The sequence below is a fragment of the Bradyrhizobium sp. SMVTL-02 genome, from assembly GCF_051853005.1.
Taxonomy (GTDB): Bacteria; Pseudomonadota; Alphaproteobacteria; order Rhizobiales; family Xanthobacteraceae; genus Bradyrhizobium.
On record NZ_CP182469.1, the window covers coordinates 2,793,740 to 2,814,837 of the forward strand.

20 protein-coding genes and 1 pseudogene are annotated in these 21,098 nt (G+C 65.4%); 12 read left to right on the plus strand and 9 right to left on the minus strand.

The genetic code is table 11. From position 1 onward, the window contains the following. Positions 1 to 21 precede the first annotated feature (21 nt). The 3 genes and pseudogenes from ACNJYB_RS12960 to ACNJYB_RS12970 form a co-directional block, all read right to left on the minus strand. Entirely contained in the window at positions 22 to 2,862 is a 2,841-nt protein-coding gene (locus tag ACNJYB_RS12960) for an ATP-binding protein (RefSeq protein WP_439374319.1), read from the minus strand. Positions 2,863 to 3,195: 333 nt separating this feature from the next. Further along, positions 3,196 to 4,220 (minus strand): annotated as a pseudogene (locus ACNJYB_RS12965) (aldo/keto reductase). Between the two features lie 56 nt (positions 4,221 to 4,276). Beyond that, on the minus strand, positions 4,277 to 5,032 hold the full coding sequence (locus ACNJYB_RS12970) for an alpha/beta fold hydrolase (protein ID WP_439374320.1): 756 nt from the start codon (positions 5,030 to 5,032) through the stop codon (positions 4,277 to 4,279). A gap of 341 nt (positions 5,033 to 5,373) precedes the next feature. On the opposite strand from ACNJYB_RS12970, the gene ACNJYB_RS12975 reads away from it, so the two are divergent. Together ACNJYB_RS12975 and ACNJYB_RS12980 are read left to right on the plus strand one after the other, a co-directional pair. Then, positions 5,374 to 6,309, plus strand: a complete 936-nt coding sequence (locus tag ACNJYB_RS12975) for a helix-turn-helix domain-containing protein (protein ID WP_439375542.1) — start codon at positions 5,374 to 5,376, stop codon at positions 6,307 to 6,309. Between the two features lie 256 nt (positions 6,310 to 6,565). After that, positions 6,566 to 7,243 carry a type 1 glutamine amidotransferase domain-containing protein gene (locus ACNJYB_RS12980; protein ID WP_439374321.1) on the plus strand — a complete coding sequence of 226 codons (678 nt, stop codon included), beginning with the start codon at positions 6,566 to 6,568 and terminating at the stop codon, positions 7,241 to 7,243. A 113-nt stretch (positions 7,244 to 7,356) separates the two neighbouring features. Here ACNJYB_RS12980 and ACNJYB_RS12985 read toward each other — a convergent pair whose 3' ends face one another. The 6 genes from ACNJYB_RS12985 to ACNJYB_RS13010 all read right to left on the minus strand — a co-directional run bounded on the left by ACNJYB_RS12985 (position 7,357) and on the right by ACNJYB_RS13010 (position 10,179). Next, complete coding sequence (locus ACNJYB_RS12985; RefSeq protein ID WP_439374322.1) at positions 7,357 to 7,557, minus strand: hypothetical protein; 201 nt, start codon at positions 7,555 to 7,557, stop codon at positions 7,357 to 7,359. 229 nt (positions 7,558 to 7,786) lie between these two features. Further along, positions 7,787 to 8,095, minus strand: a complete 309-nt coding sequence (locus tag ACNJYB_RS12990; RefSeq protein ID WP_439374323.1) for a hypothetical protein — start codon at positions 8,093 to 8,095, stop codon at positions 7,787 to 7,789. Positions 8,096 to 8,228: 133 nt separating this feature from the next. After that, positions 8,229 to 8,393 carry a Flp family type IVb pilin gene (locus tag ACNJYB_RS12995; RefSeq protein WP_018647793.1) on the minus strand — a complete coding sequence of 55 codons (165 nt, stop codon included), beginning with the start codon at positions 8,391 to 8,393 and terminating at the stop codon, positions 8,229 to 8,231. A gap of 238 nt (positions 8,394 to 8,631) precedes the next feature. Then, a complete protein-coding gene (locus ACNJYB_RS13000; RefSeq protein WP_439374324.1) occupies positions 8,632 to 8,769 on the minus strand; it encodes a hypothetical protein in 138 nt (45 codons plus the stop codon). A gap of 132 nt (positions 8,770 to 8,901) precedes the next feature. After that, on the minus strand, positions 8,902 to 9,138 hold the full coding sequence (locus tag ACNJYB_RS13005) for a hypothetical protein (RefSeq protein WP_439374325.1): 237 nt from the start codon (positions 9,136 to 9,138) through the stop codon (positions 8,902 to 8,904). A 57-nt stretch (positions 9,139 to 9,195) separates the two neighbouring features. Next, positions 9,196 to 10,179: a Ku protein gene (locus ACNJYB_RS13010; protein WP_439374326.1), complete on the minus strand. Its 984-nt coding sequence runs from the start codon at positions 10,177 to 10,179 to the stop codon at positions 9,196 to 9,198. 246 nt (positions 10,180 to 10,425) lie between these two features. Here ACNJYB_RS13010 and ACNJYB_RS13015 point away from each other — a divergent pair, with 246 nt between their 5' ends. From ACNJYB_RS13015 to ACNJYB_RS13060, 10 genes are all read left to right on the plus strand, one after another. Then, a complete protein-coding gene (locus ACNJYB_RS13015; protein ID WP_439374327.1) occupies positions 10,426 to 10,581 on the plus strand; it encodes a hypothetical protein in 156 nt (51 codons plus the stop codon). Between the two features lie 228 nt (positions 10,582 to 10,809). Continuing rightward, the gene (locus ACNJYB_RS13020; protein WP_014496705.1) at positions 10,810 to 11,484 is read left to right on the plus strand and encodes a response regulator transcription factor; all 675 of its coding nucleotides are present in this window, start codon (positions 10,810 to 10,812) and stop codon (positions 11,482 to 11,484) included. An 88-nt stretch (positions 11,485 to 11,572) separates the two neighbouring features. After that, on the plus strand, positions 11,573 to 12,949 hold the full coding sequence (locus tag ACNJYB_RS13025; RefSeq protein ID WP_439374328.1) for an ATP-binding protein: 1,377 nt from the start codon (positions 11,573 to 11,575) through the stop codon (positions 12,947 to 12,949). A gap of 160 nt (positions 12,950 to 13,109) precedes the next feature. Then, a complete protein-coding gene (locus ACNJYB_RS13030; RefSeq protein ID WP_439374329.1) occupies positions 13,110 to 14,510 on the plus strand; it encodes a hypothetical protein in 1,401 nt (466 codons plus the stop codon). 99 nt (positions 14,511 to 14,609) lie between these two features. Further along, positions 14,610 to 14,879 carry a hypothetical protein gene (locus tag ACNJYB_RS13035; RefSeq protein WP_439374330.1) on the plus strand — a complete coding sequence of 90 codons (270 nt, stop codon included), beginning with the start codon at positions 14,610 to 14,612 and terminating at the stop codon, positions 14,877 to 14,879. Positions 14,880 to 15,011: 132 nt separating this feature from the next. Beyond that, entirely contained in the window at positions 15,012 to 16,151 is a 1,140-nt protein-coding gene (gene ccmI / locus ACNJYB_RS13040) for a c-type cytochrome biogenesis protein CcmI (RefSeq protein WP_439374331.1), read from the plus strand. A gap of 37 nt (positions 16,152 to 16,188) precedes the next feature. Continuing rightward, on the plus strand, positions 16,189 to 16,698 hold the full coding sequence (gene ccmE / locus ACNJYB_RS13045; RefSeq protein ID WP_439374332.1) for a cytochrome c maturation protein CcmE: 510 nt from the start codon (positions 16,189 to 16,191) through the stop codon (positions 16,696 to 16,698). Beyond that, a complete protein-coding gene (locus tag ACNJYB_RS13050; protein ID WP_439374333.1) occupies positions 16,695 to 18,677 on the plus strand; it encodes a heme lyase CcmF/NrfE family subunit in 1,983 nt (660 codons plus the stop codon). The genes ccmE and ACNJYB_RS13050 overlap by 4 nt, the downstream gene beginning before the upstream one ends. Before the next feature lie 5 nt (positions 18,678 to 18,682). Then, positions 18,683 to 19,165, plus strand: coding sequence for a cytochrome c-type biogenesis protein (locus tag ACNJYB_RS13055; RefSeq protein WP_439374334.1), 483 nt, complete (start codon positions 18,683 to 18,685; stop codon positions 19,163 to 19,165). Positions 19,166 to 19,455: 290 nt separating this feature from the next. Next, entirely contained in the window at positions 19,456 to 21,036 is a 1,581-nt protein-coding gene (locus tag ACNJYB_RS13060) for a Do family serine endopeptidase (protein WP_439374335.1), read from the plus strand. Positions 21,037 to 21,098 lie beyond the last annotated feature (62 nt).

The following is a 21,098-nucleotide window of genomic DNA, read 5'->3' on the forward strand; positions in this document are numbered from 1 at the left end:
CGGTCGGTTGAAGAGAGAGGATCAGGAATTCCGGGAAGCGTAAAGCGCGCGCGGTGAGCGCGGCGGTAGGCCAGCTATGCACCGCGAGCGTGCATCGGCTCCGGCTGGCGAGAGCGGCCGCACGCACTGCAGCAGGCGCCTGGCAGCAACGAGATCCGGCGTTTCGAAGCCCTCGGTGAATTCGTCATAAATCGGGGCGAGCAGTCGGATGGCCTTGGCCCTGCGGCCGGTCGCGATCCAGTGTGCTGCGAGATCGATGGCGATCCGCAACTGGAATGTCGTCGCACCGATGGCGCGGGCTTCGGCGAGCGCCTGCTGCAACCGCTTTTCGGCGCGCAGCGGCTCGCCGGCGCGGAGCAGGATCGCCGCATCGACCCGCTGGAGCTCCGAGCGGCACCAGCGCTCGCCCTGGCGTTCCTGATGGTCGATCGCCCGCGCGATCGCTTCGCGCGCCTCCGCGATCCGTTCCTGTCGCAGATAGGCGCGGGCGAGGACCGCGAGATAGCTGCCGATCCGCATCAGAAAGCGACATTCGATCAGCTCGTCGATTGCGGCCCGAATATCCTGAACCGCGCGCGGATCGCCACGCAGGTCGCGAAGGCAGGCGGAGAAATAGCGCTCGACCGGAACCCAGCGCGAGATGCGCTCGCGTTCGAGGTTGCGACGCAGCCGCATCGTGTAACTCTCGAGCGCGTCGAGATTGCCGGTTTCGAGCGCGACAGGAAGTGCGGCGAGCCCCAGTGCGTTCGACTGCGACACCCAATGGCCGCCGCGGTCCGCGGCGTCGACGGCGTCGCGGGCGAGCCTTGCCGCATAGTCGGCTTGCCCTTCCATCCACGCCACGAACGGAAGGTTGAAGCGGACGGTGATGAACCGGTAGACCTCATTCGCATCCTTGTGCGAACGGCCCTCGGCCAGCGAATAGGTCGCCGCGAGACGATCCAGAACCGGGCGGCTCTTGCTCAACTCGCCGGCAAAGGCGCGCGCCCAGGCCAGTGCCCGATCGGCTTCGGACGTCGCCGTCAGGTCGCGGCCGCGGTCGGCGAGCGCGGTGGCCTCCTCGAGATAGGTTATGGCGCGCGGGACCTGACCGATCTGCAGCAGGTAAAAGGCAAAACCCACCAGTGCTCGCTGCTGATACTCGATACTGCCAGCGCGCCTTGAAAAGGCGATCGCATCGAGCCAGGCAACCTCGTTCTCGTTCGACATCTTGCGGGCGTAGAACAGGCTCCACCCAAGGGCGCAGGCGAGCTTTGCCTTCGACAGATCGTCGCACGCGACGGTCTTGGCCAAGGCGAGCGCATCTTCCAATCGCGCCTGTGCTTCCGACAGGATGGAGGTTTCCGACCACAAGGTGATCGCCGCAACCGCGAGCCTGATGCCGACGACAGCATCTCCTTGTTCGCCGAACGCCCATGATAGCGCAGCGCGCAGATCGGCGATGCGGCCGAGATAGCGCTCCGTCCAATCGGCCGGCTCGCGCCAGTTCCACTCTTCCTCGGACTGCTCGAACAGCTCAAGCACGCGCTGCGCATGGCGGCGAAGCGCCTGGCCGCAGGCGGGATCGGCCTGGCGGCGCTCGGCTGCATAGCGGCGGGTGCTGTCGAGCAGCCGATAGCGAAGGTGCGCTCCGCGGGCCTGCGCGCTGAGGAGCGATTTGGCGACGAGGCTGCCGAGGCCGGTGACGACCTCGATCGGCGTGAGCCCTGACGCTTCTGCGACGAAAACCGCATCCTCGGCGTCAAAGGCGTCGCTGAATACCGACAGCAGGCCGAACAGTCTGGCTTCCTTCTGCGACAGCAGCCGAAAGCTCCAGTCGATCGTCGCCATCAGCGTCTCGTGGCGCGGCGGCGCACTCTCGGCACCGGGGGCGCGAAAGCCCAGCTTCTGGTCGAGCAGCGTCACCAATTCGCGAGGACTGAACCTGCCGATCTGGGCTGCCGCCAGCTCGATGGCCAGCGGAAGGCCGTCAAGCGAGTGGCAGATCGAGGCGACCGCCTCGGAATCGTCATCGATGAACTGGTAGTCCGACCATTCGGCGGCGCGGCGGACGAACAGCTGCACCGCTGGAAACCTCACGGCCTGATCGATCGACAGGTCGAGGCCAGACTTCGGCGAGGCAAGCGAGCCAAGCCGTACGACGTGCTCGGTGGCGGTGCCGAGCGCTTCGCGGCTCGTCGCCAGCAGCCTGGACGGCGATGTGTCCGTCAGCAACTTGCCGGCGAAGATCGTGGCGGCGGGCAGCACATGCTCGCAATTATCGAGGATGAGCAGCATCTGCCGCGGCCTCAGATAGTCGAGCACTGCAGCCAGACCGTTGTCCGTATTGCCTCTGATGCCGAGTGCCGTCACCAGCGCTGAGCCGAACAGCGTCGGATCGGAGATCGTCGCGAGATCGACGAAGCAGACGCCGTCGCGGCACCGCGGCGCGAGCGCCTGGGCGACGGCCACGGCAACCGTCGTCTTGCCGATGCCTCCCGCGCCGGCCAGGGTCACGTGCCTGTTGTCGGCCAGCAGATCGGCGATATCGACGATGTCCGCCTCGCGACCGACGATGCCGCGCAACAAGGGTGGCCTGGACAAGGGGACCGGTTCGGCGAGCGCCGGATCGTCCTCGATCTCGCCGATGCTGGCCTGGACATCCGCGATGAACTTGTAGCCGCGGCGCGCCACTGTCGCGACGTAGACGGGCTCGATCTGGGTATCTCCCAGCGAACGCCGCAAGCTCCACATGTTGACCTTGAGATTGCTGTCGTGGACGAATGTGCCTGGCCAGGCCGCCGCCATGAGCTCATTCTTGCTGACCAACTCGCCGCGGCGCTGCACCAGCAGCTGCAACAGCTCGAATGCGCGCCCGCCCAACTTGACGGGGCGCCCGTCGAGAAGCAGGAGTTGGCGGCTGGGAACCAGTCGAAACGGGCCGAAGCAGAATGTGAGTTCCTGCCGGCGTGTGCCCCGTTGTCGTGTCTGCGTGGCAGCCCGCATTGACCATTGCCAATCGATCGAAAAGATCGCTTGCAATTATCATGCGCTGCAAACTTATTGAAGTGAGCCGTTCTGAATTCGCACGATTGCCGCCGGCATTTGCCGGCCGAAGGGCTGCGACAAAACCGCTCGCGCGCAGGCCGGCTATTTCTTGGGCACGCCAAGAACCGCCATGTGCATGACCTCGATGCCGCCATCGGCCTGGGCCGCTCAAGCAGTGGCGGGAAGTGGAGCTGCGGGGTTGACGAGCCCCTCCGAACGGAGCTCGCGCCAGAAGTCGGCGGGGATGGGTTCCTCGAGCGCGGTGCGATCCTCGGCGATCCGGCCTGGGCGACTCGCACCGGGAATGACGGCCGCCACCACCGGATTGGCAAGCGCGAACTGCAAGCCGGCCGCCTTCATGCTGATGCCGTAGCGGCCGGCGATCGCCTTGATGCGCGCCACCTTGCTCAGGATTTCCGGCGGCGCCGGCGCATACTCGAAGTTCGGGCCGCCGACGAGCGCGCCCGAACTGTAGGGGCCGCCGACGACGATCGCGAGCTCGTGTTCCGCCACCATCGGCATCACCCGTTGAAGCGCTCTTGCGTGGTCGAGCAGCGTGTAGCGGCCCGCGAGCAGGAAGCCGTCGGGGCGCGGCTGTTCGAGCGCGAGCAGCAGCTCGATCGGCTCGACCCGGTTGACGCCGAGGCCCCACGCCTTGATCACGCCTTGATCACGCCTTCGTCGCGCAGCCGATCGAGCGCCTTGAACGCGCCCTTGCGTGCGCTTTCGAACACCGAAAGCCACTCGTCGCCGTAAAAATCCTGCGCGACGTCATGCACAAACGCGATGTCGATGTGAGAGATGCCAAGCCGCTTCAGGCTGTCCTCGATCGAGCGCAGTGTCGCGTCCCGGGAATAGTCGTTCACGATCCTGTTCGGACGTCCGTATTGGAAGACGCCGCCCTTCTCGCCGAGGTCGCGGGCGCTGGCATCCTCGATCTCGTCCAGGATCAATCTTCCGACCTTGGTGCTGACGACATAGTCGCCCCTTGGCCGGCCGGCGAGCGCGGCCCCCATGCGGATCTCGGCGAGGCCAGCGCCGTAGAACGGCGCGGTGTCGAAATAGCGGATGCCGTCCTCCCAGGCTGCATTGACCGTCGCGAGTGCTTCCTGCTCCGGGATGTCGCGAAACATGTTGCCGAGCGGCGCCGCGCCGAAGCCCAATCTTCCGGGCAGAATATCCTTGAGGGCCATGTTGCGAATCCTTAGTTTGCGACAGGCAAGTCCGTCCGTGCGCGGCGCCGCCGGTCTCACTCGGTCGCGGACGTATCCGCGCTTCTGATGAAGGCCGCGACCTCGCGCGGATGCGACAGCATCACCGCGTGGCTGCTTTTCATCTCCGTCACCTTCGCGCCCGATCGCTTGGCCATGGTGCGCTGTAGGGTCGGAGGGATCATGTGATCTTCGCTCGTCACCATGTAATGGGTCGGCTTCGTCTTCCAGGCCACGCGATCGACCTTGGTCTGCACCGCCTGCAATCCCCAGGGCAGCTGTGCCGCATTCATGAACCTGGTCGTGGCCGCATCGACATCGGCCGCGAACGAGGTCGGGAATTTGTCGCGGTCGACGAGGAGATAGTTGCCCTCAGTGACCACCGGAGCCTTGTGCTCGCTGGGTGGCACGGGTGCTTCCCCCAGCGAGCTGACCGACTCGCCGGCATCGGGGGCATATGCCGCGAGATAGACGAGGCTGCGAACCTTCGGATTATCGCCGGCTTCGGTGATGATCATTCCACCATAGGAATGCCCGACGAGAATGACCGGATGCCGCGCCTTGGCGATCACGCGTTCGGTCTCCGCGACATCGTCTCGCAGCGTGATCGTCGGTTGCTGCACGACGAGTACCTCATAGCCCGCGTTCGAGAGGATGTCGTAGGTATCCTTCCAGCCCGATCCGTCGACGAAGGCGCCATGGACAAGGACGATGGAAACGGCCCTCTCGGCCGCGACCGCGGGGGAGGCCGTTGCTATCGACATTGCGGCAAGCGCAGAGATAAGCAGCTTCATACCAGACTCCATTCTCGATACGGCGGCATTGCCGTTGATGCGCGCTTCACTAGCGTTCGCGAGCACTGCGGTATTTCCGTTTCCTGCGCGATGACGGACGCATCTTGCTCATCCGCCGCGGGACCGGCTTTTCCAAGCCGAGCACGCTGCGCTCCAAGCCTTTGCATTGCCTGCCTTTTACCTCTTTTAACCGCGCCGCCTCTGGACTTCGCGATCGCCGCTTGTGAGAAATTCGAAGATTGGCGTGGCAGCGGCCGGGGCTGCAACTCGCCACCGGATGGAATGATCGCTCGCTCGCGATACGGGGCCGGGATTCGCCGCAACTGAAGCGGAAGGTCATGATGGCGCTCGTGACGCATGGCGATCTGAAATACAAAAACAGCGAGAAGCTCGCGGCGGCCAGCGACTGGCCGGGGCTGAGCATCGAGCATCGCAGGTTCGAGGCGGGGCGGCAGGCAACGCCCGTTCCTATCTGCACCGAAATCGTCATGGTGCTGTCAGGCGGCGGCATGGTGTGCCGGGTCGGCAACGGCGAAGTCCAGAAGAGCTTTGCCCGGCCGGGCATGAGCTACCTCGTTCCCGTGGGGACGCAGGAGAGCCATCTCGAACTGTCCGACCGGATGGAGTGTCTTCACCTTTATCTTCCGCCGGCGCTGCTGGACCACAGCGCGCTTGCCGACTTCGATATCGATCCGGCGAAAGCCGAGATCGCCTACGCCCACGGCCTGGCCGACCTGGTGCTCTTCCATATCTGCTCGCCGCTGCGCGATCTGCTCCATCGTCCGCGCCAGCCGACCGACGCGCTGTTCGTGGAGGGAATCCAGGTTGCGCTCGCGGCGCATATTCTGGGAAATTATACCATCGACCGCTGGCGCGCGCCGGACAGGTCGCCGTCGCTCGATCCGCGGCGTGTGCAGCGCGTGCTGGACTATATCGAGGCCTCTCTTGGCAGCGACATCAGGCTCGAGGATTTGGCGGCCCAGGCCTGCCTCAGCCCCTATCATTTCTCACGGCTGTTTCGCGAGGCGACCGGATTGTCGCCGCACCGTTACGTGACCGATCGCCGCGTCCAGGCAGCGCGGCACGAACTCGCGCGCGACCGCTTGTCACTGGTCGAAATCGCCCTTGAGTTCGGGTTCGGCTCGCAAGCGAATTTCACGCGCGTGTTCCGCAAGGCCGCAAGTCTCACGCCGGGGCAGTATCGCGAATTGTGCTGCGGCCAGGCCGACGTGAAAACGGATCGCGCCGATCCGGCGTTGCGCAGGGATTGCGCATGATCCCGCAGGAATCGGAAATACGGCTCGGCCTCCATCAGGCAGTGCTGTTGTGCCGACCAGATCCGCAATAGGATGTACCGACCTGATCGAGTTCACGGTGAACGGGATCAAACGCCGGGTCGACGTCGTTCCCGAGATGCCGCTCTTCGACATGGCGATGTGGGGTGCGGCCGGGCAACCCTGTCCGAATTGATGTGTACTCCGCGTCGCGCCAACTGGCCGCCTGAATGAACAGCGTTATCGGAAGGAGAAAACCTTGACCCAACATGTCCTCTTCATCGTCACCAACGCAGCCGTGCTCGGTCCGCATAATCGCAAGACCGGTTTCTTTTTCGCCGAGGTCGCCCATCCTTTCGAGGTGCTCGACAAGGCTGGAGTCGCGGTGGAGTTCGCGTCCCCGGCCGGGGGATGGACGCCTTACGATGCGTACGACGAGAAAGATCCCGCCCAGAAGGATTTTCTTGCGAGTAAGGCCTTTCGTCGCCTAAATCACAGTCGCAAATTGTCCGAGGTGGACGCCGCCGACTACGACGCCATCCTGGTGCCCGGCGGTCTTGGGCCCATGGTGGACATTCAGCGCAATGCAACGGTCCAGAATGCCATCGTGCGCGCCTGGAGCACCGGCAAGCTCGTCGCCGCTGTTTGTCACGGGCCGTGCGCGCTGCTTGGCGTCAACCTTGGTGATGGCACCCCTTTCGTGCGCGGCAAGAAGCTCACGTCCTTCTCGAAGAAGGAAGAGTACGACTACGCCCGCGATGATGTGCCTTACGAGCTCGAGGACGCGTTGAGGGCAGAGGGTGCCGAGTACTCGTCGACAGCCAACTGGCAGCCTCACGTCGTCGTCGATGGCCGGCTCATCACGGGGCAGAACCCCGCTTCGGCCGGACCGCTCGGAAAAGAGTTGCTGTCCGCCCTCAAGCGACAGGACCGCTGATACGAACCTCTGAAATGTCGGAGCGGACGCAATTCGCGAGGGCGGGCTCGGCTTCTCCATCGGGACTACGGGCTTGCCAGCGGCGACAGCCGTCCGGAGCCGCTGACAACGTCCTATTTGCAGTTCTGGCAGATCATCAGCTTTCGCTTCAACGCCCGATCTTCCTGATCGAGGTCATTTGCATCAGGGTTGGACCTTGTGTCCTTTGCGGCGCGTGACCTCGCAGGCCGCGTCACCCGGCTCGGGCTGGCATTGTCATCGACGGTGCCGACGCTGAAGCCGTCGTAGTCGGCGGCCGGGTTCGGCTGAGGCATGCCGATCACGGCCGGTGAAGTCTGCCTGACGCCGCCGGCGCAGTTCTATCAGTCGTCGCTCGGGCGGGCCCGCCTTTGGGCTTGGAATGCCGGTCGCCCGGGAGTGGTAGAGATGCGTCGGGCGGAGCAAGCGAAACCGGCGGGCTTACCGAAGTCTGGCCTCGCACGCTGTCGTGCGACCATCCGCCGGCGAACATGAGGCTGAGAGCCAGGAGCGTCACGCGTCTCATCAAAATCCTTCGAACGGCTCTGGTTCGTCTGTTGGCAGCATGGCTCGCCGAACCACAACGTGCAGAGTATCAGGACTCCCGTAGCCGTCAAAGCGCGTAGCCCGGATTGCGCCGAAAAGGTTCGCCGCCGGCATTGCGCCGTTGCTCTCGTCGATGGTGATGATGCCGTTGCCGTCCTGGCCGAAGGCCTGAATCAACTTGGTGTTGGCGACCGTCGCGGGGCCGCCCTTGATCGAGGCTGCGCAGCCGTTGACGACGATCGTTCCGGCTGCGTTGCGGCCGAGTGGTGCTGCAGCTTGCTCCGTCATTGCGAGCGCAGCGAAGCAATCCAGACTGTCGTCGCAGGGGGACTCTGGTTGCTTCGCTGCGCTCGCAATGACGAGTTATGGAGGCGCCGTGCTTGCGACGCTATCGCACAAATCGGAGCGACGGGTGTGCCGCCTACTTCGTGGCTGCGTCGATCGAATTGAACTTGTTGTTCAGCAGCGCGCTGCCGGTGTTGTTCACGACAGCGACGATCGCGAGCGCGATACCGGCGGCGATCAGGCAGTACTCGATAGCGGTCGCTGCACTTTCATCGGCGAGAAAGGACCTGAGCAAGGCCATCGTCAACTCCTGTTCATCCGTCGAGTTTAGGCTGGTGCCATTTTCGGAATGGTAAATTGCTTCATTAAGTTTTTTCGCGGTGCGCGCACGCCAAACCGCAAGGTCGGATGGTCCCAACCTCCAGCTTTATGCGCTGCCATTCCTTGATTTAAGGTTTCGTCGCCCGAAGGTGCGTTCGGCCGTGTCGCCGCTGGCTCAGGATTTGATCGCGCCTCCGGTCGCGGCCTTGCCGAGCGTGTCAGGGCGGCTGCGAGGCGACCGACAGGTTGCCCATGACGCGGGGTTGCAACCGCGCCGAGCTGTCGGCAAGGCGCTTGTCCTCGGTCGTGTCGTTCACGAGGCCGATATAATTCTTTCGGGCGTCCGGCCGCTGCATCGCGCGCAAACCTTGGGTTCCATCGACGACGCGACCATGTCCTACGCAAAGCGAATCGACGGTTAATTTTCTCTTCCGCAGGACTACGTGGCGCCTTGCGGGTGCTGGAGGCGGCTTAACGGATTGTTGAGGCTATTTGCGGCGTGCGTCCGCGTTCAGCGCCCGCAACATCGCGATGCGGGCGAACATCATCCAGCCGCCACCCGATTCGGCCGCGTTGAGCAGAGTCTCGATCGCGGTCTGCCAGTGGCTCGCGTGCTGGGCATCCTCGGGCAACTGCATGATGTGATCGGCCGCTTCCTGGAGCGTCCGCAGCCTGCGCCCATCGGAGAGCGGAATCGGATCGTCGAACGGCGCCGACCAGGGCATGTCAGGCCGGCCGACCGGAGGGGAGGGACATCACGGCGCGATCGAAGGTCTGGTGCGCTAGCTGGCCTTCTTCGCCCGCGCCGGCGCGCGCACCGGCTTGTCGGCGGCCTTCTTCGCAGGCTCCTTCGCCGCCTTCGCCGCGGCGTCCTTGCCGCCCTTGCCCGATATCGGCAGCAGCATCTCGCGCTGGCCCTCGACGCGCTTCTTCGGCTTCTTGCCCTTGGCGGCCTCCTTGGCGACCTTCGCCGCAGGCGCCGCCTCCTTCTCGCTCGCGAGGCTCTTCTTCAGCGCGTCCATCAGGTTGATGACGTTGCCGCCCGTCTTCGGCGCGGCCTTCGCGGTAATGGGCACCCCGCTGCGCTTCTTGTTGATGAGATCGATCAGCGCGGTCTCGTAGTGATCCTCGAACAGCTCGGGTTCGAACGCGCCGGACTTCTTCTCGACGATGTGCTTGGCAAGGTCGAGCATGTCCTTGGTCAGCTTCACGTCCTGGATGTCGTCGAAATATTCCTTCTCGCTGCGCACCTCGTAGGGGTAGCGCAGCAGCGTGCCCATCAGACCGCTCTCGAGCGGCTCCAGCGCGATGATGTGCTCGCGGTTGGTCAGCACCACGCGACCGATCGCGACCTTGTCCATGCTGCGGATGGTCTCGCGGATCACGGCATAGGCGTCATGGCCGACCTTGCCGTCCGGCACGAGGTAGTAGGGGCGGATCAGATAGCGGTTGTCGATGTCGGCCTTGGGCACGAACTCGTCGATTTCGATCGTGTGCGTGGAGTCGAGCGCAATCTCGTCGAGTTCGTCCTTGGTCACCTCGATATAGGTGTCGGTGTCGACCTTGTAGCCCTTGACGATGTCCTCTGACGTGACCTCGTCACCGGTCTCGGCGTCGACCTTGAGGTACTTGATCCGGTGACCGGTCTTGCGATTGATCTGGTTGAAGGAAACCTTCTCGGTATCCGAAGTGGCCGGATAGAGCGCGACCGGGCAGGTCACGAGCGACAAACGCAGAAAACCCTTCCAATTGGCGCGGGGGGCCATGGGCTACTCCAAACGCAACAGGGGACGGACTTATGAGAATACCATCGAGGAACACCGAATCATACACGGCTCGGCGTGCAATCTTGCAACGGCGTTAACCGCCGGGCGGGGCTTGCGTTACCTGTGCGGCGCGCAGAGCGGCCCGGCGTCCGGAACATCGCGGATGATCACGCGTTGCCCCGGACCTGTCCGGCCGCGAGGAAGTTCGTAGCCATCGGAGGCGACAGCCACAGATCGAGGTCACCCATGGCAACCACGCGAGAGCAGCGTCGAATCGTCGAAACTCCGACCGAGGCGCGCCAGGGCGAACCTGGACCGTCCGTGGCGGCGTTGCTCGCCATCTCGACCGGCCTGGCGATCCTGATCCTCGCCGTCATCTGGTTCGTGTTCTTCCGGACCTGACGGCCGGACCGGGACGCTCCGGCCCTTCCTAATCGCCGCGCAACGCGGCACATTGCGCCCGCCAGGCAGCCGGCTCGTCCGGCTGACCGGCGGGCGCAGTCGCGTTGGCGGACAATAGGTCGTATATGACCAAAAAGTAACGTCGGCGGTTCCCGGCGTTCATATTCAGTTCACGCCGGAATTGCTCATCTGGAGCGGTGTTCATGCGGTCTATTTCTGGAGAGAAGCGTGCGCCTGCTCGTTGTTGAGGACGACCCCGATCTCAATCGCCAGCTCACAAAGGCGCTGACGGACGCCGGCTATGTCGTCGACCGCGCCTTCGACGGGGAGGAGGGGCACTATCTGGGCGACAACGAGCCCTACGATGCCGTCGTGCTCGACATCGGCCTGCCGAAGAAGGACGGCATCTCGGTGCTGGAGGCCTGGCGCCGCAACGGCCGCACCATGCCGGTCCTGATCCTCACTGCACGCGACCGCTGGAGCGACAAGGTGCAGGGCTTCGACGCCGGCGCCGACGATTATGTCCCAAAGCCGTTCCATCTGGAGGAGGTGCTGGCCCGCATCCGCGCGCTGCTGCGCCGCTCCACCGGCCACGCCCAGAGCGAGCTGAGCTGCGGCCCTGTTACCCTCGACACCAGGACCGGCCGGGTCAGTGTTTCGGGCAATCCGGTCAAGATGACCTCGCACGAATATCGCCTTCTGGCCTACCTGATGCACCATTCCGGACGCGTCGTTTCGCGCACCGAGCTGGTCGAGCACCTCTACGACCAGGACTTCGACCGCGACTCCAATACCATCGAGGTGTTCGTCGGCCGCATCCGCAAGAAGCTCGACGTCGACATCATCCAGACCGTCCGCGGCCTCGGCTATCTCCTGACCCCGCCGCCGGCGCCGGGCGCCTGAAGCGGGCTTGACGGGAGGCCGAACAGGGCCCTTGGTCCGGTCATGACCTCCGACGCCCTGATATCCTGCGCCCGCCGGGACCCTGCCGATGGCTACTAGCTCACTTGCCAATCGGCTGTTCCTGTCGGCGACCGCCTGGCTCGTGGTGATCCTGGCCATCACCGGCGTGGTGCTGTCGTCGGTCTACAAGAACGCGACCGAGCGCGCCTTCGACCGCCGGCTCAATCTCTATCTGCGCACGCTCATCGCCGAAGTCGCGACCCCCGACGAGCCGCCGGACCGCCAGTTTCAGTCGCTCGGCGAGCCGCTGTTCGAGCTGCCGCTGTCGGGTTGGTACTGGCAGATCACACGCACCGACACCGAGAAGCCGGAGGTGCGCTCCTCGCGCTCGCTGTGGGACAAGAAGCTGCCGAAGCTGGAGGAGCAGGGCGCCGAGCTCACCTCCGCGGGCATCCGGCTCGGCTATGTCGACGGGCCCGAAGGGCAGAATTTGCGGATGGTGGAGCGGCCGGTCGATCTCGGCGCCGACGGCAAATATCTGGTCAGCGTCGCCGGCGACGACACCGAGATCTTCGACGAGACGCGAAGCTTCGACTACTATCTCGGCGGCACCTTCACCGCGCTCGGCATCGTGCTGCTCCTGACCACGGTGTTCCAGGTCCGCTTCGGCCTCGCGCCGCTCAAGCGCATCTCGGAATCGATCGCCGACATCCGCTCCGGGCGGGCCGAGCGGCTCGAGGGTGAATTCCCGGTCGAGATTGCGCCGCTGGCACGCGAGACCAATGCGCTGATCGAAGCCAATCGCGAGATCGTCGAGCGCGCCCGCACCCATGTCGGCAATCTCGCCCACGCGATCAAGACGCCGCTGTCGGTCATCGTCAACGAGGCCGGCGCCCATGCCGCGGAGCCGTTCGCGGCCAAGGTGATGGAGCAGGCGGACGTGATGCGCGACCAGGTCGCCCATCATCTGGAGCGCGCGCGCATCGCGGCGCGCGTCTCGGTGGTCGCGACCGTGACGGAGGTTGCGCCTGCGATCGAGGCGCTGCGGCGGACCATGGAGAAGATCCACCGCGACCGCGGCATCATCGTCGAAGCCGAGTCCGATCCCTCGGCCAAGTTCCGCGGCGAGCGGCAGGATCTGGAGGAGATGGTCGGCAATCTCGTCGACAATGCCTGCAAATGGGCGGCATCGCGCGTTTTCATCGAGGTCTTGGTGGAAGCACCGCAGCAGGCGGGCGCAGGTCCGCGGCTGCGGATCCTCGTCGACGACGACGGCCGGGGCCTGTCGGAGACCGAGCGCGTCCAGGTCTCCCGGCGCGGCCAGCGGCTCGACGAATCCAAGCCCGGCTCGGGGCTCGGGCTATCCATCGTAACCGACCTTGCCGCCCTCTATGGCGGCAATCTCTCGCTTAGTGGCGCGCCGATCGGAGGCTTGCGGGCCGAGCTGGTGCTTCCGGGAATATAATCCTCTGTTCCCAAGGGGTTACTCGATCTGCCGGGCGCCGATCCGGAGCAAAACGGTGGCATTCAGGCCAACGTCCTCAACGGCTTCTTAAGGCGCAGCCACCTATGATCGCGCCCGGACGCATCCCATGTCCGACATTTTACCGTGCATTACCCGGCGCATGAGCCAGACATCGATCGAGCGGCTGAGGGAATATCTCGCGCAGCTCCCGCCGCAGTCGCAGGCGCTGCTGATGCGGGAGTTCGAGCGCGCGCTCGAACGCGGCCAGGACACGGCCGTGGCCACCCTCGTGCTCGAGCAGCTGCGCAAGATCGTCCGCAAGAGCGAAGCCGAGGAGGTCCCGCCGCCGCGCACCGACGATCTGTCGCGACTGCTGTTCCAGTCGCTGGAACCGTTCCTGGTCGAGGCGGGCGCTCCGATCCGGGTCGGACAGATCCGGCGTTCCTCGCTCCAGCCGATCTGGCAATGGCTTGGCCGGGACGGCGCCCCGGACAAGGTGAACGAGTTCAAGGCGGCGCTAGCGCGCATGCCGTCGGACAGTGCGGGGCAGGTCGAGGCTCTCGCCCAGAAGCTGCAGGCGGTCGCCGCGGACGCGATCTTCGCGCTCACGGGGCCGGGCGGTGGCGACAAGTCGCGCGCGCTCGCCCGGGTCGGCCCGCCCAACGTGATCGAGGACCTCTATTCGATCGGAGCGGTGCTTGGGGTCCGCGAGGCCATCGCGACGCTGAACGACAAGCTGCCGCGCACCTTGCGCGCCTTCGGCGATTCCCAGATCGCCTCGGTGACCGCGGCGCTCAACATTCCCATTCTCCAGACGCCGCAGATGCTGCCCTTCGCGCTGTCGATCGTCGTGCAGCGCATGACCGCGCCGTGGCAGGTCATCCGCCTCGCCATCAAGATCGCCGCCTCCGACGACGAGATCCGTGTCGCGGCAACCCCCTATGGCGTCGCCGTCACGATCGCCCTGCACGATCTGTCCTGCGTGGCCGCTATCCTGCGCGCGGATATCAAGCGCGGCCATTTCGACAATGTCGCCGACAACCTCAAGGCGCTGCACGACGGCGTGCGCGGCCTGCGCACCGAGCTCGACCTGCGCAACGATTCCGTCTGGGGCAAGCAGCTGACTTCGATCCGGGCCGACATCTCCAATGCGCTGCAATCGGAGATCGACAGCGTTCCCGGCCGCGTGCGCCGCATCCTGCGCCAGCGGCCCGAGAAGGACATTCCGCCGGGGGCGCGGATCGACAGCACCGAGGTGGAGGAAACCGCGGCGCTGATCGATTTCGTCGCGACCTGCCGCAACTATGCGAGCGAGCTCGCGATCAACGAAGTGACGCTGCGCACCTATTCCGACCTGCAGCAATATGTCGAACGCTCGACCGAGCAGCTGGTGCAGTCGCTGCGCGCGGCCGATCACAAGGTCCGCGTTTATCGCCAGCAGCAGGTGCAGGCTGCGATTCGCTTCTGCCAGGTGCTGTTCGGCGATGACTATGCGTCGCTGATGAGTCGCGCAGCGGAGAACGCTGCAACCGGCGAGCGCAAATCGTCGCGCGCAAGCTGATTCAATCGCATGGTTTCGTAATCACAATTTGTAGTTGACGCTGCCCGGGGCGAGCCCTACGGTCGATGCGCAAGCTTTGGAATTTCTACCTGTGGGCGCATGAAACCCATTATCAGCTCCATCGAGATCGAGAATCGCGTCATCGTTGCCAAGTATCAAAGACTGATGGTCGGTGCGAAAGTCGTGCTGGTCGAGAAGGCAAGCGGCCGGCAACTGCCTGAGACAGCCATCAGGGTTGCTTCTCGGGTTCCGGTCGGGGCGGTGCGCATCAAGTTGCCGGATGCGATTCCGCCGGGAACGTACTTCGTGAAGGCCTTCAACGGTCACGGCGAGGCTGCCGCTCGTAGTGCCGATTTCGAGATCGGCTAAGCCGTTGGGACATCGACCGTTTCAGGACAGTGCGCGGTCGCGTCGAATTGACAATTGTCAATTGCCGCATCGTCTGGCCGTGGTGTAAAGCCACCGATGGGCGCGGGTGGCGCGCTGCCGGAAGCTTGCCAGATGACGTTATGGTTCGTGTTCGCGCTGATGACGGTCGCGGCGATTTTCGCCGTGCTCTGGCCGCTCGGCCGCAGCGGACGCGCGCAGGATCAGGGCAGCCAAGATCAGGGCAGTGAGGTCGCGGTCTACAAGGACCAGCTGGCTGAGATCGAGCGCGATCTTGCCGCGGGCCTGATCGCGGCACCCGAAGCCGAGGCGGCGCGTGTCGAGATCAGTCGCAGGCTGCTCGCCGCGGCCGGAACCGAGTCACCGCCTGAGCTCAAGTCGGATCTCGCACCGAGCCTCAAATGGCGCCGCGCGGCCGCGGTGCTGGCGCTCGTCGGCCTGCCGCTCGTCGCGATCGGCGTCTACATGCCGCTCGGCTCGCCCCGGCTTCATGACTTTCCGCTGGCGCAGCGGGAGCGCGGGGCCGGGTCCGGCATGGCACGATCGCTCGAGAATCTCGTCGTGCAGGTCGAGCAACATCTGGAAAAGAACCCGACCGACGGACGCGGCTGGAACGTGCTCGCGCCGGTGCTGCAGCGGCTCGGCCGCTTCGACGACGCGGTGCGGGCCTATCGCAACTCGCTCACCTACAATGGCGAGAGCGCAGAGCGCCGCTCCGATCTTGGCGAAGCGATCTCCGCCGCCGCCGGCGGCGTGGTGACTGCCGAGGCCAAGTCCGAGTTCGAGCGTGCGCATGCGCTCGACGCCGATGATCCCAAGGCGAACTACTTCCTCGGGCTCGCGGCCGAGCAGGACGGCCGCAAGGACGATGCCGCCAATATCTGGCGCGCGTTGCTGGCCAAGGCCCCGGCGGTTGCGCCGTGGCGGCCCCTGGTGCAATCGTCGCTGGCGCGGGTCGGGGGCGGCGGCACGGTGCCGGCGCTGTCGGACGAGACCATCGCGGCGTCCAAGGACATGGCCGAAGGCGATCGCAACGCGATGGTGCGCGGCATGGTCGAGCGTCTTGCGACGCGCTTGAAGCAGAACGGCGACGACGTCGAGGGCTGGCTGCGCCTGGTGCGCGCTTATCTTGTGATGGGTGATCGCGACAAGGCGATGGGCGCGTCGACCGACGCCCGCCAGGCGGTCGCCAACGATGCCGAGCGGCTCCGCCAGCTCAACGAAGGCCTCAGGACTCTCGGGCTCGACGGATGATGATTTCGGGACGCGACCAGCCGAGAACGGATACGCCATGACGCGCAAGCAGCGACGTATGACCATCATCGGCGGCTCGCTCGCCGTGCTCGCGCTCGCAGCCGCGCTGGTGCTCAACGCGTTGCGCGATTCCATCGTGTTCTTCTCGACCCCGACCATGGTGGCCGAGAAGCACGTCGCGCCTGGCAAGCGGTTTCGTCTCGGCGGCCTGGTGCAGCCCGGCTCGCTCCAGCGCGGCGACAATCTGGCAGTGACCTTCGAGGTCGCCGATGGCAACGCCAAGCTTCCCGTCGCCTACAAGGGCATCCTGCCCGACCTCTTCCGCGAAGGGCAGGGCGTCGTCGCCGAAGGCGCGCTCGATGCCAGTGGCGTGTTCAAGGCCGATACGGTCCTCGCCAAGCACGACGAGACCTACATGCCCAAGGACGTCGCCGATGCCCTGAAGCAGCAGGGACACTGGAAGGACGATTACGGCGCCAAGCCTTCTGGTGGTGAAAAGCCCGCGGCGACGACCGCGCAGGGCAATCCGCAGGGAGCGGTACGTTGATCGCTGAATCCGGACATTACGCGCTGGTGCTGGCGCTCGGGCTGGCGCTGATCCAGTCCATCGTACCGCTGATCGGCGCGCGCCTTCGCGATGCCGCGCTGATGAACGTGGCGCGTTCCACCGCGCTGGCGCAGCTCTTGTTCGTCGGCGCGTCGTTCGTGGCGCTGGTGATGCTGCATGTCAACTCGGACTTCTCCGTCGCCAATGTCTACGAGAATTCCCACTCCATGAAGCCGCTGCTCTACAAGATCACCGGCGTGTGGGGAAACCATGAAGGCTCGATGCTGCTGTGGGTGTCGATCCTCGCGCTGTTCGGTGGGCTCGTGGCCGCCTTCGGCAATAACCTGCCGCTGTCGCTGCGCGCGCATGTGCTCGCCGTGCAGGCCTGGATCGCCAGCGCCTTCTATCTCTTCATCCTGGTGACCTCGAACCCGTTCCTTCGCATCGCCAATCCGCCGATCGAGGGCCGCGATCTCAATCCGGTGCTTCAGGATATCGGCCTCGCCGTGCATCCCCCGATGCTCTATCTCGGCTATGTCGGCTTCTCGATCTCGTTCTCCTTCGCCATCGCGGCGCTGGTGGAGGGGCGGATCGACGCGGCCTGGGCGCGCTGGGTGCGGCCGTGGACGCTGGTCGCGTGGATCTTCCTGACGCTCGGCATCGCCATGGGCTCCTACTGGGCCTATTACGAGCTCGGCTGGGGTGGCTGGTGGTTCTGGGATCCGGTCGAGAACGCCTCGCTGATGCCGTGGCTCGCCGGCACCGCCCTGCTGCATTCGGCGCTGGTGATGGAGAAGCGCAACGCGCTGAAGGTCTGGACCATCCTGCTGTCGATCCTGACCTTCTCGCTGTCGCTGCTCGGCACCTTCCTGGTCCGGTCCGGCGTCATCACCTCCGTGCACGCCTTTGCCACCGATCCCACGCGCGGCGTCTTCATCCTGCTGATCCTGTGCCTGTTCATCGGCGGCAGCCTGTCGCTGTTCGCGGGCCGCGCCACGTCGCTGAAGCAGGGCGGCCTGTTCGCGCCGATCTCGCGCGAGGGCGCGCTGGTGCTGAACAATCTATTGCTCACGGTCGCCTGCGCGGTGGTGCTGTTCGGCACGCTCTATCCGCTGGCGATGGAGATGCTCGCCGACTTCAAGATGTCGGTCGGCGCACCCTTCTACAACCTCACCTTCGCCCCGCTGTTTGCCCTGCTGCTGCTCGCCGTGCCGTTCGGTCCGATGCTGGCGTGGAAGCGCGGCGATCTGCTCGGCGTGACGCAGCGCCTGCTCGCGGCCGGTATCGCTGGCCTCGTCGGCGTCGCCATTGCCTGGGGCTGGGCGAGCGGCGGCGCTACGCTCGCGCCGCTCGCGATCGGACTTGGCGTCTTCGTCATTGCCGGCGCCGTCACCGATCTCGCCGAACGGACCGGCCTGCTGCGGTTGCCGTTTGCAACGGTATTGCACCGGGCGCGCGGCCTGCCGCGTTCGGCCTGGAGCACGGCGTTCGCGCATGCCGGCCTCGGCGTCGCGCTGATCGGCATCGTCTGCGAGACCACCTGGAACAGCGAATATATCGCGACCATGAAGCAGAACGAGGTTGCCCATATCGCGGGCTACGACGTGAAGCTCAACGGACTGTTTCAGCGCCAGGGCCCGAATTACCGCGAGATGATCGCCGAGTTCAACGTCAGCCGCGACGGCGAGGCGCTGAGCGTCATGACCCCGTCCAAGCGCAGTTTTACGACGCGCGGCTCCTCGACCACCGAGGCTGCGCTGCTGACGCGCGGCGCAAGCCAGCTCTATATCTCGCTGGGCGATGCCACCGCCGAGGGCGCCATTGCCGTGCGCATCTATCACAAGCCGCTGGTGCTGCTGATCTGGTGGGGGCCGGTGCTGATGGCGTTCGGCGGCGTGCTGTCGTTGTCCGACCGGCGTCTGCGGGTCGGCGCGCCGAAGCCGGCGCGGGCCAAGCAACGCCTGCAACCGGCGGAGTGATTTTGATGCGCCGGATGATGGCCGCGTTCGTCGCGCTGATGCTGCTGGCCTTGCCTGCGGCGTACGCCGTGCAGCCCGACGAGATCATGTCGGATCCGGTGAAGGAGGGCCGCGCGCGCGAATTGTCGCGCGAGCTGCGCTGCATGGTCTGTCAGAACCAGTCGATCGATGATTCCGATGCGCCGCTGGCGCGCGACCTGCGCCTCCTGGTGCGCGAACGCATCGCAGCGGGCGACAGCAATTCGCAGGTCCTCGATTTCCTGGTCGCGCGCTATGGCGAGTTCGTGCTGCTCAAGCCCCGCTTCGAGCGCCAGACGGTCCTGTTGTGGCTGCTCGCGCCGCTGCTGCTGATCGGCGGCGGCACGGCGCTCTGGCTGCAAATCCGCCGTCGCGCGCGGAGCGGTGCAGACGTACCAGCTCCGCCGCTCACTGCGGAGGAAGAGGCCCGGCTCGCCGCCTTGATGTCGGATGACGCGAAGTCGCCCTGACCTTACGTAGTAACGGGGAGGTTTTCGGCGCAGGTTGAAGCGCGAAGTGGACGAATCGGGGCTAGTAAGGCCAGCCAGAAGGCTCGTTCGGTGCCGCTCCCCTAACCCGACTAAGTTCCTGTGGAACCAGCATTTTCGGCCTGCGCTAAACTGCCGCATCCATAGCGTGCCATCATTACAAAAGTTTAACCTCGCCGCCAGCGCACGGTAAGGCGGAAGCCCCCATCTTCAGGTTCGCAAGGTGCCGACATCCGGCACCAAAAGGAATTCAAGGCCCTGGAGATTTCTGCATGACCGAACGTACCGACCTCTCGAACCTCCCGTCCTACCGGCAGCCGCGCCGGTCGGTCTTTTCTGCACGCAAGCTCGCGCTGATGGCCTCGGTCGTCGCCGGCCTCGGCGCCGCCGTCTACGGCTTCAGCCCGTCGGTGTCGCCGGCCGACCTGTTCTCGAGCCCGGCGCATGCGCAGGTCAACAACGAGGTCCGCAAGGTCGAGCGTCCGATCGGTTTCGCCGACATCGTCGAGCGCGTGAAGCCCTCGGTGATCTCGGTGAAGGTCAACATCAAGGAGAAGACCGCGAGCAACGACGATGGCGACGACGCTCAATCGCCGTTCCAGCCGGGCTCGCCGATGGAGCGCTTCTTCCGCCGCTTCGGCGGTCCGGACGGCATTCCCGGGCTGAAGGGTGGCGGCCGTGGCCGCGTCGTGCAGGGCCAGGGCTCCGGCTTCTTCATCTCGGCTGACGGCTATGCCGTGACCAACAACCACGTGGTCGACGGCGCCGACAAGGTCGAGGTCACCACCGACGACGGCAAGACCTACACCGCCAAGGTGATCGGCACCGACCAGCGCACCGACCTCGCCCTGATCAAGGTCGAGGGCGGCTCGAACTTCCCGTTCGCCAAGCTCGCCGACGCCAAGCCGCGGATCGGCGACTGGGTGCTCGCAGTCGGCAACCCCTTCGGTCTCGGCGGCACCGTGACCGCCGGCATCGTCTCGGCCAGCGGCCGCGACATCGGCAACGGTCCCTATGACGATTTCATCCAGATCGACGCGCCCGTGAACAAGGGCAATTCCGGCGGTCCGGCCTTCGACACCAACGGCGAGGTGATGGGCGTCAACACCGCGATCTACTCGCCCTCCGGCGGCAGCGTCGGCATCGCGTTCTCGATCCCGGCCAACACCGTCAAGAGCGTGGTGGCCCAGCTCAAGGACAAGGGCTCGGTCAGCCGCGGCTGGATCGGTGTGCAGATCCAGCCCGTCACGTCCGACATCGCCGACAGCCTCGGCATGAAGAAGGCCGAAGGCGCGCTGGTGGCCGAGCCGCAGGCGAACGGTCCGGCGGCGAAGGCCGGCATCGAATCCGGCGACGTGATCACCGCCGTCAACGGTGAGCCCGTCAAGGACGCCCGCGAGCTGGCCCGCACCATCGGCGGCATGGCGCCCGGCGCGACCGTGAAGCTCAACGTGCTGCACAAGGGCCAGGACAAGGTCGTGAACCTCACCCTCGGCCAGCTGCCGAACACGGTCGAGGCCAAGGCCGACGTCGATCAGGACAGCGGCAAGGGTGCCAGCAAGGGCACTGACGTGCCGAAGCTCGGCATGACCGTTGCGCCCGCGAACTCCGTGGCCGGCGCCGGCAAGGAAGGCGTCGTGGTTACCGAAGTCGATCCGAAGAGCGCCGCGGCCGAACGCGGCTTCAAGGAAGGCGACGTGATTCTCGAAGTCGGCGGCAAGAGCGTGGCCACCGCCGGCGAAGTCCGCGACGCCATCAACGCGGCCCGGACCGACAACAAGAACAGCGTCCTGATGCGCGTGAAGAGCGGCGGCCAGTCGCGCTTCGTCGCGATCCCCATCGCCAAGGGGTAAGCCTCAGGAGCCTACGAGATGAAGGGTGTCGCCGGCATCAGTCGCCCCGCCGTCGGCGCCCT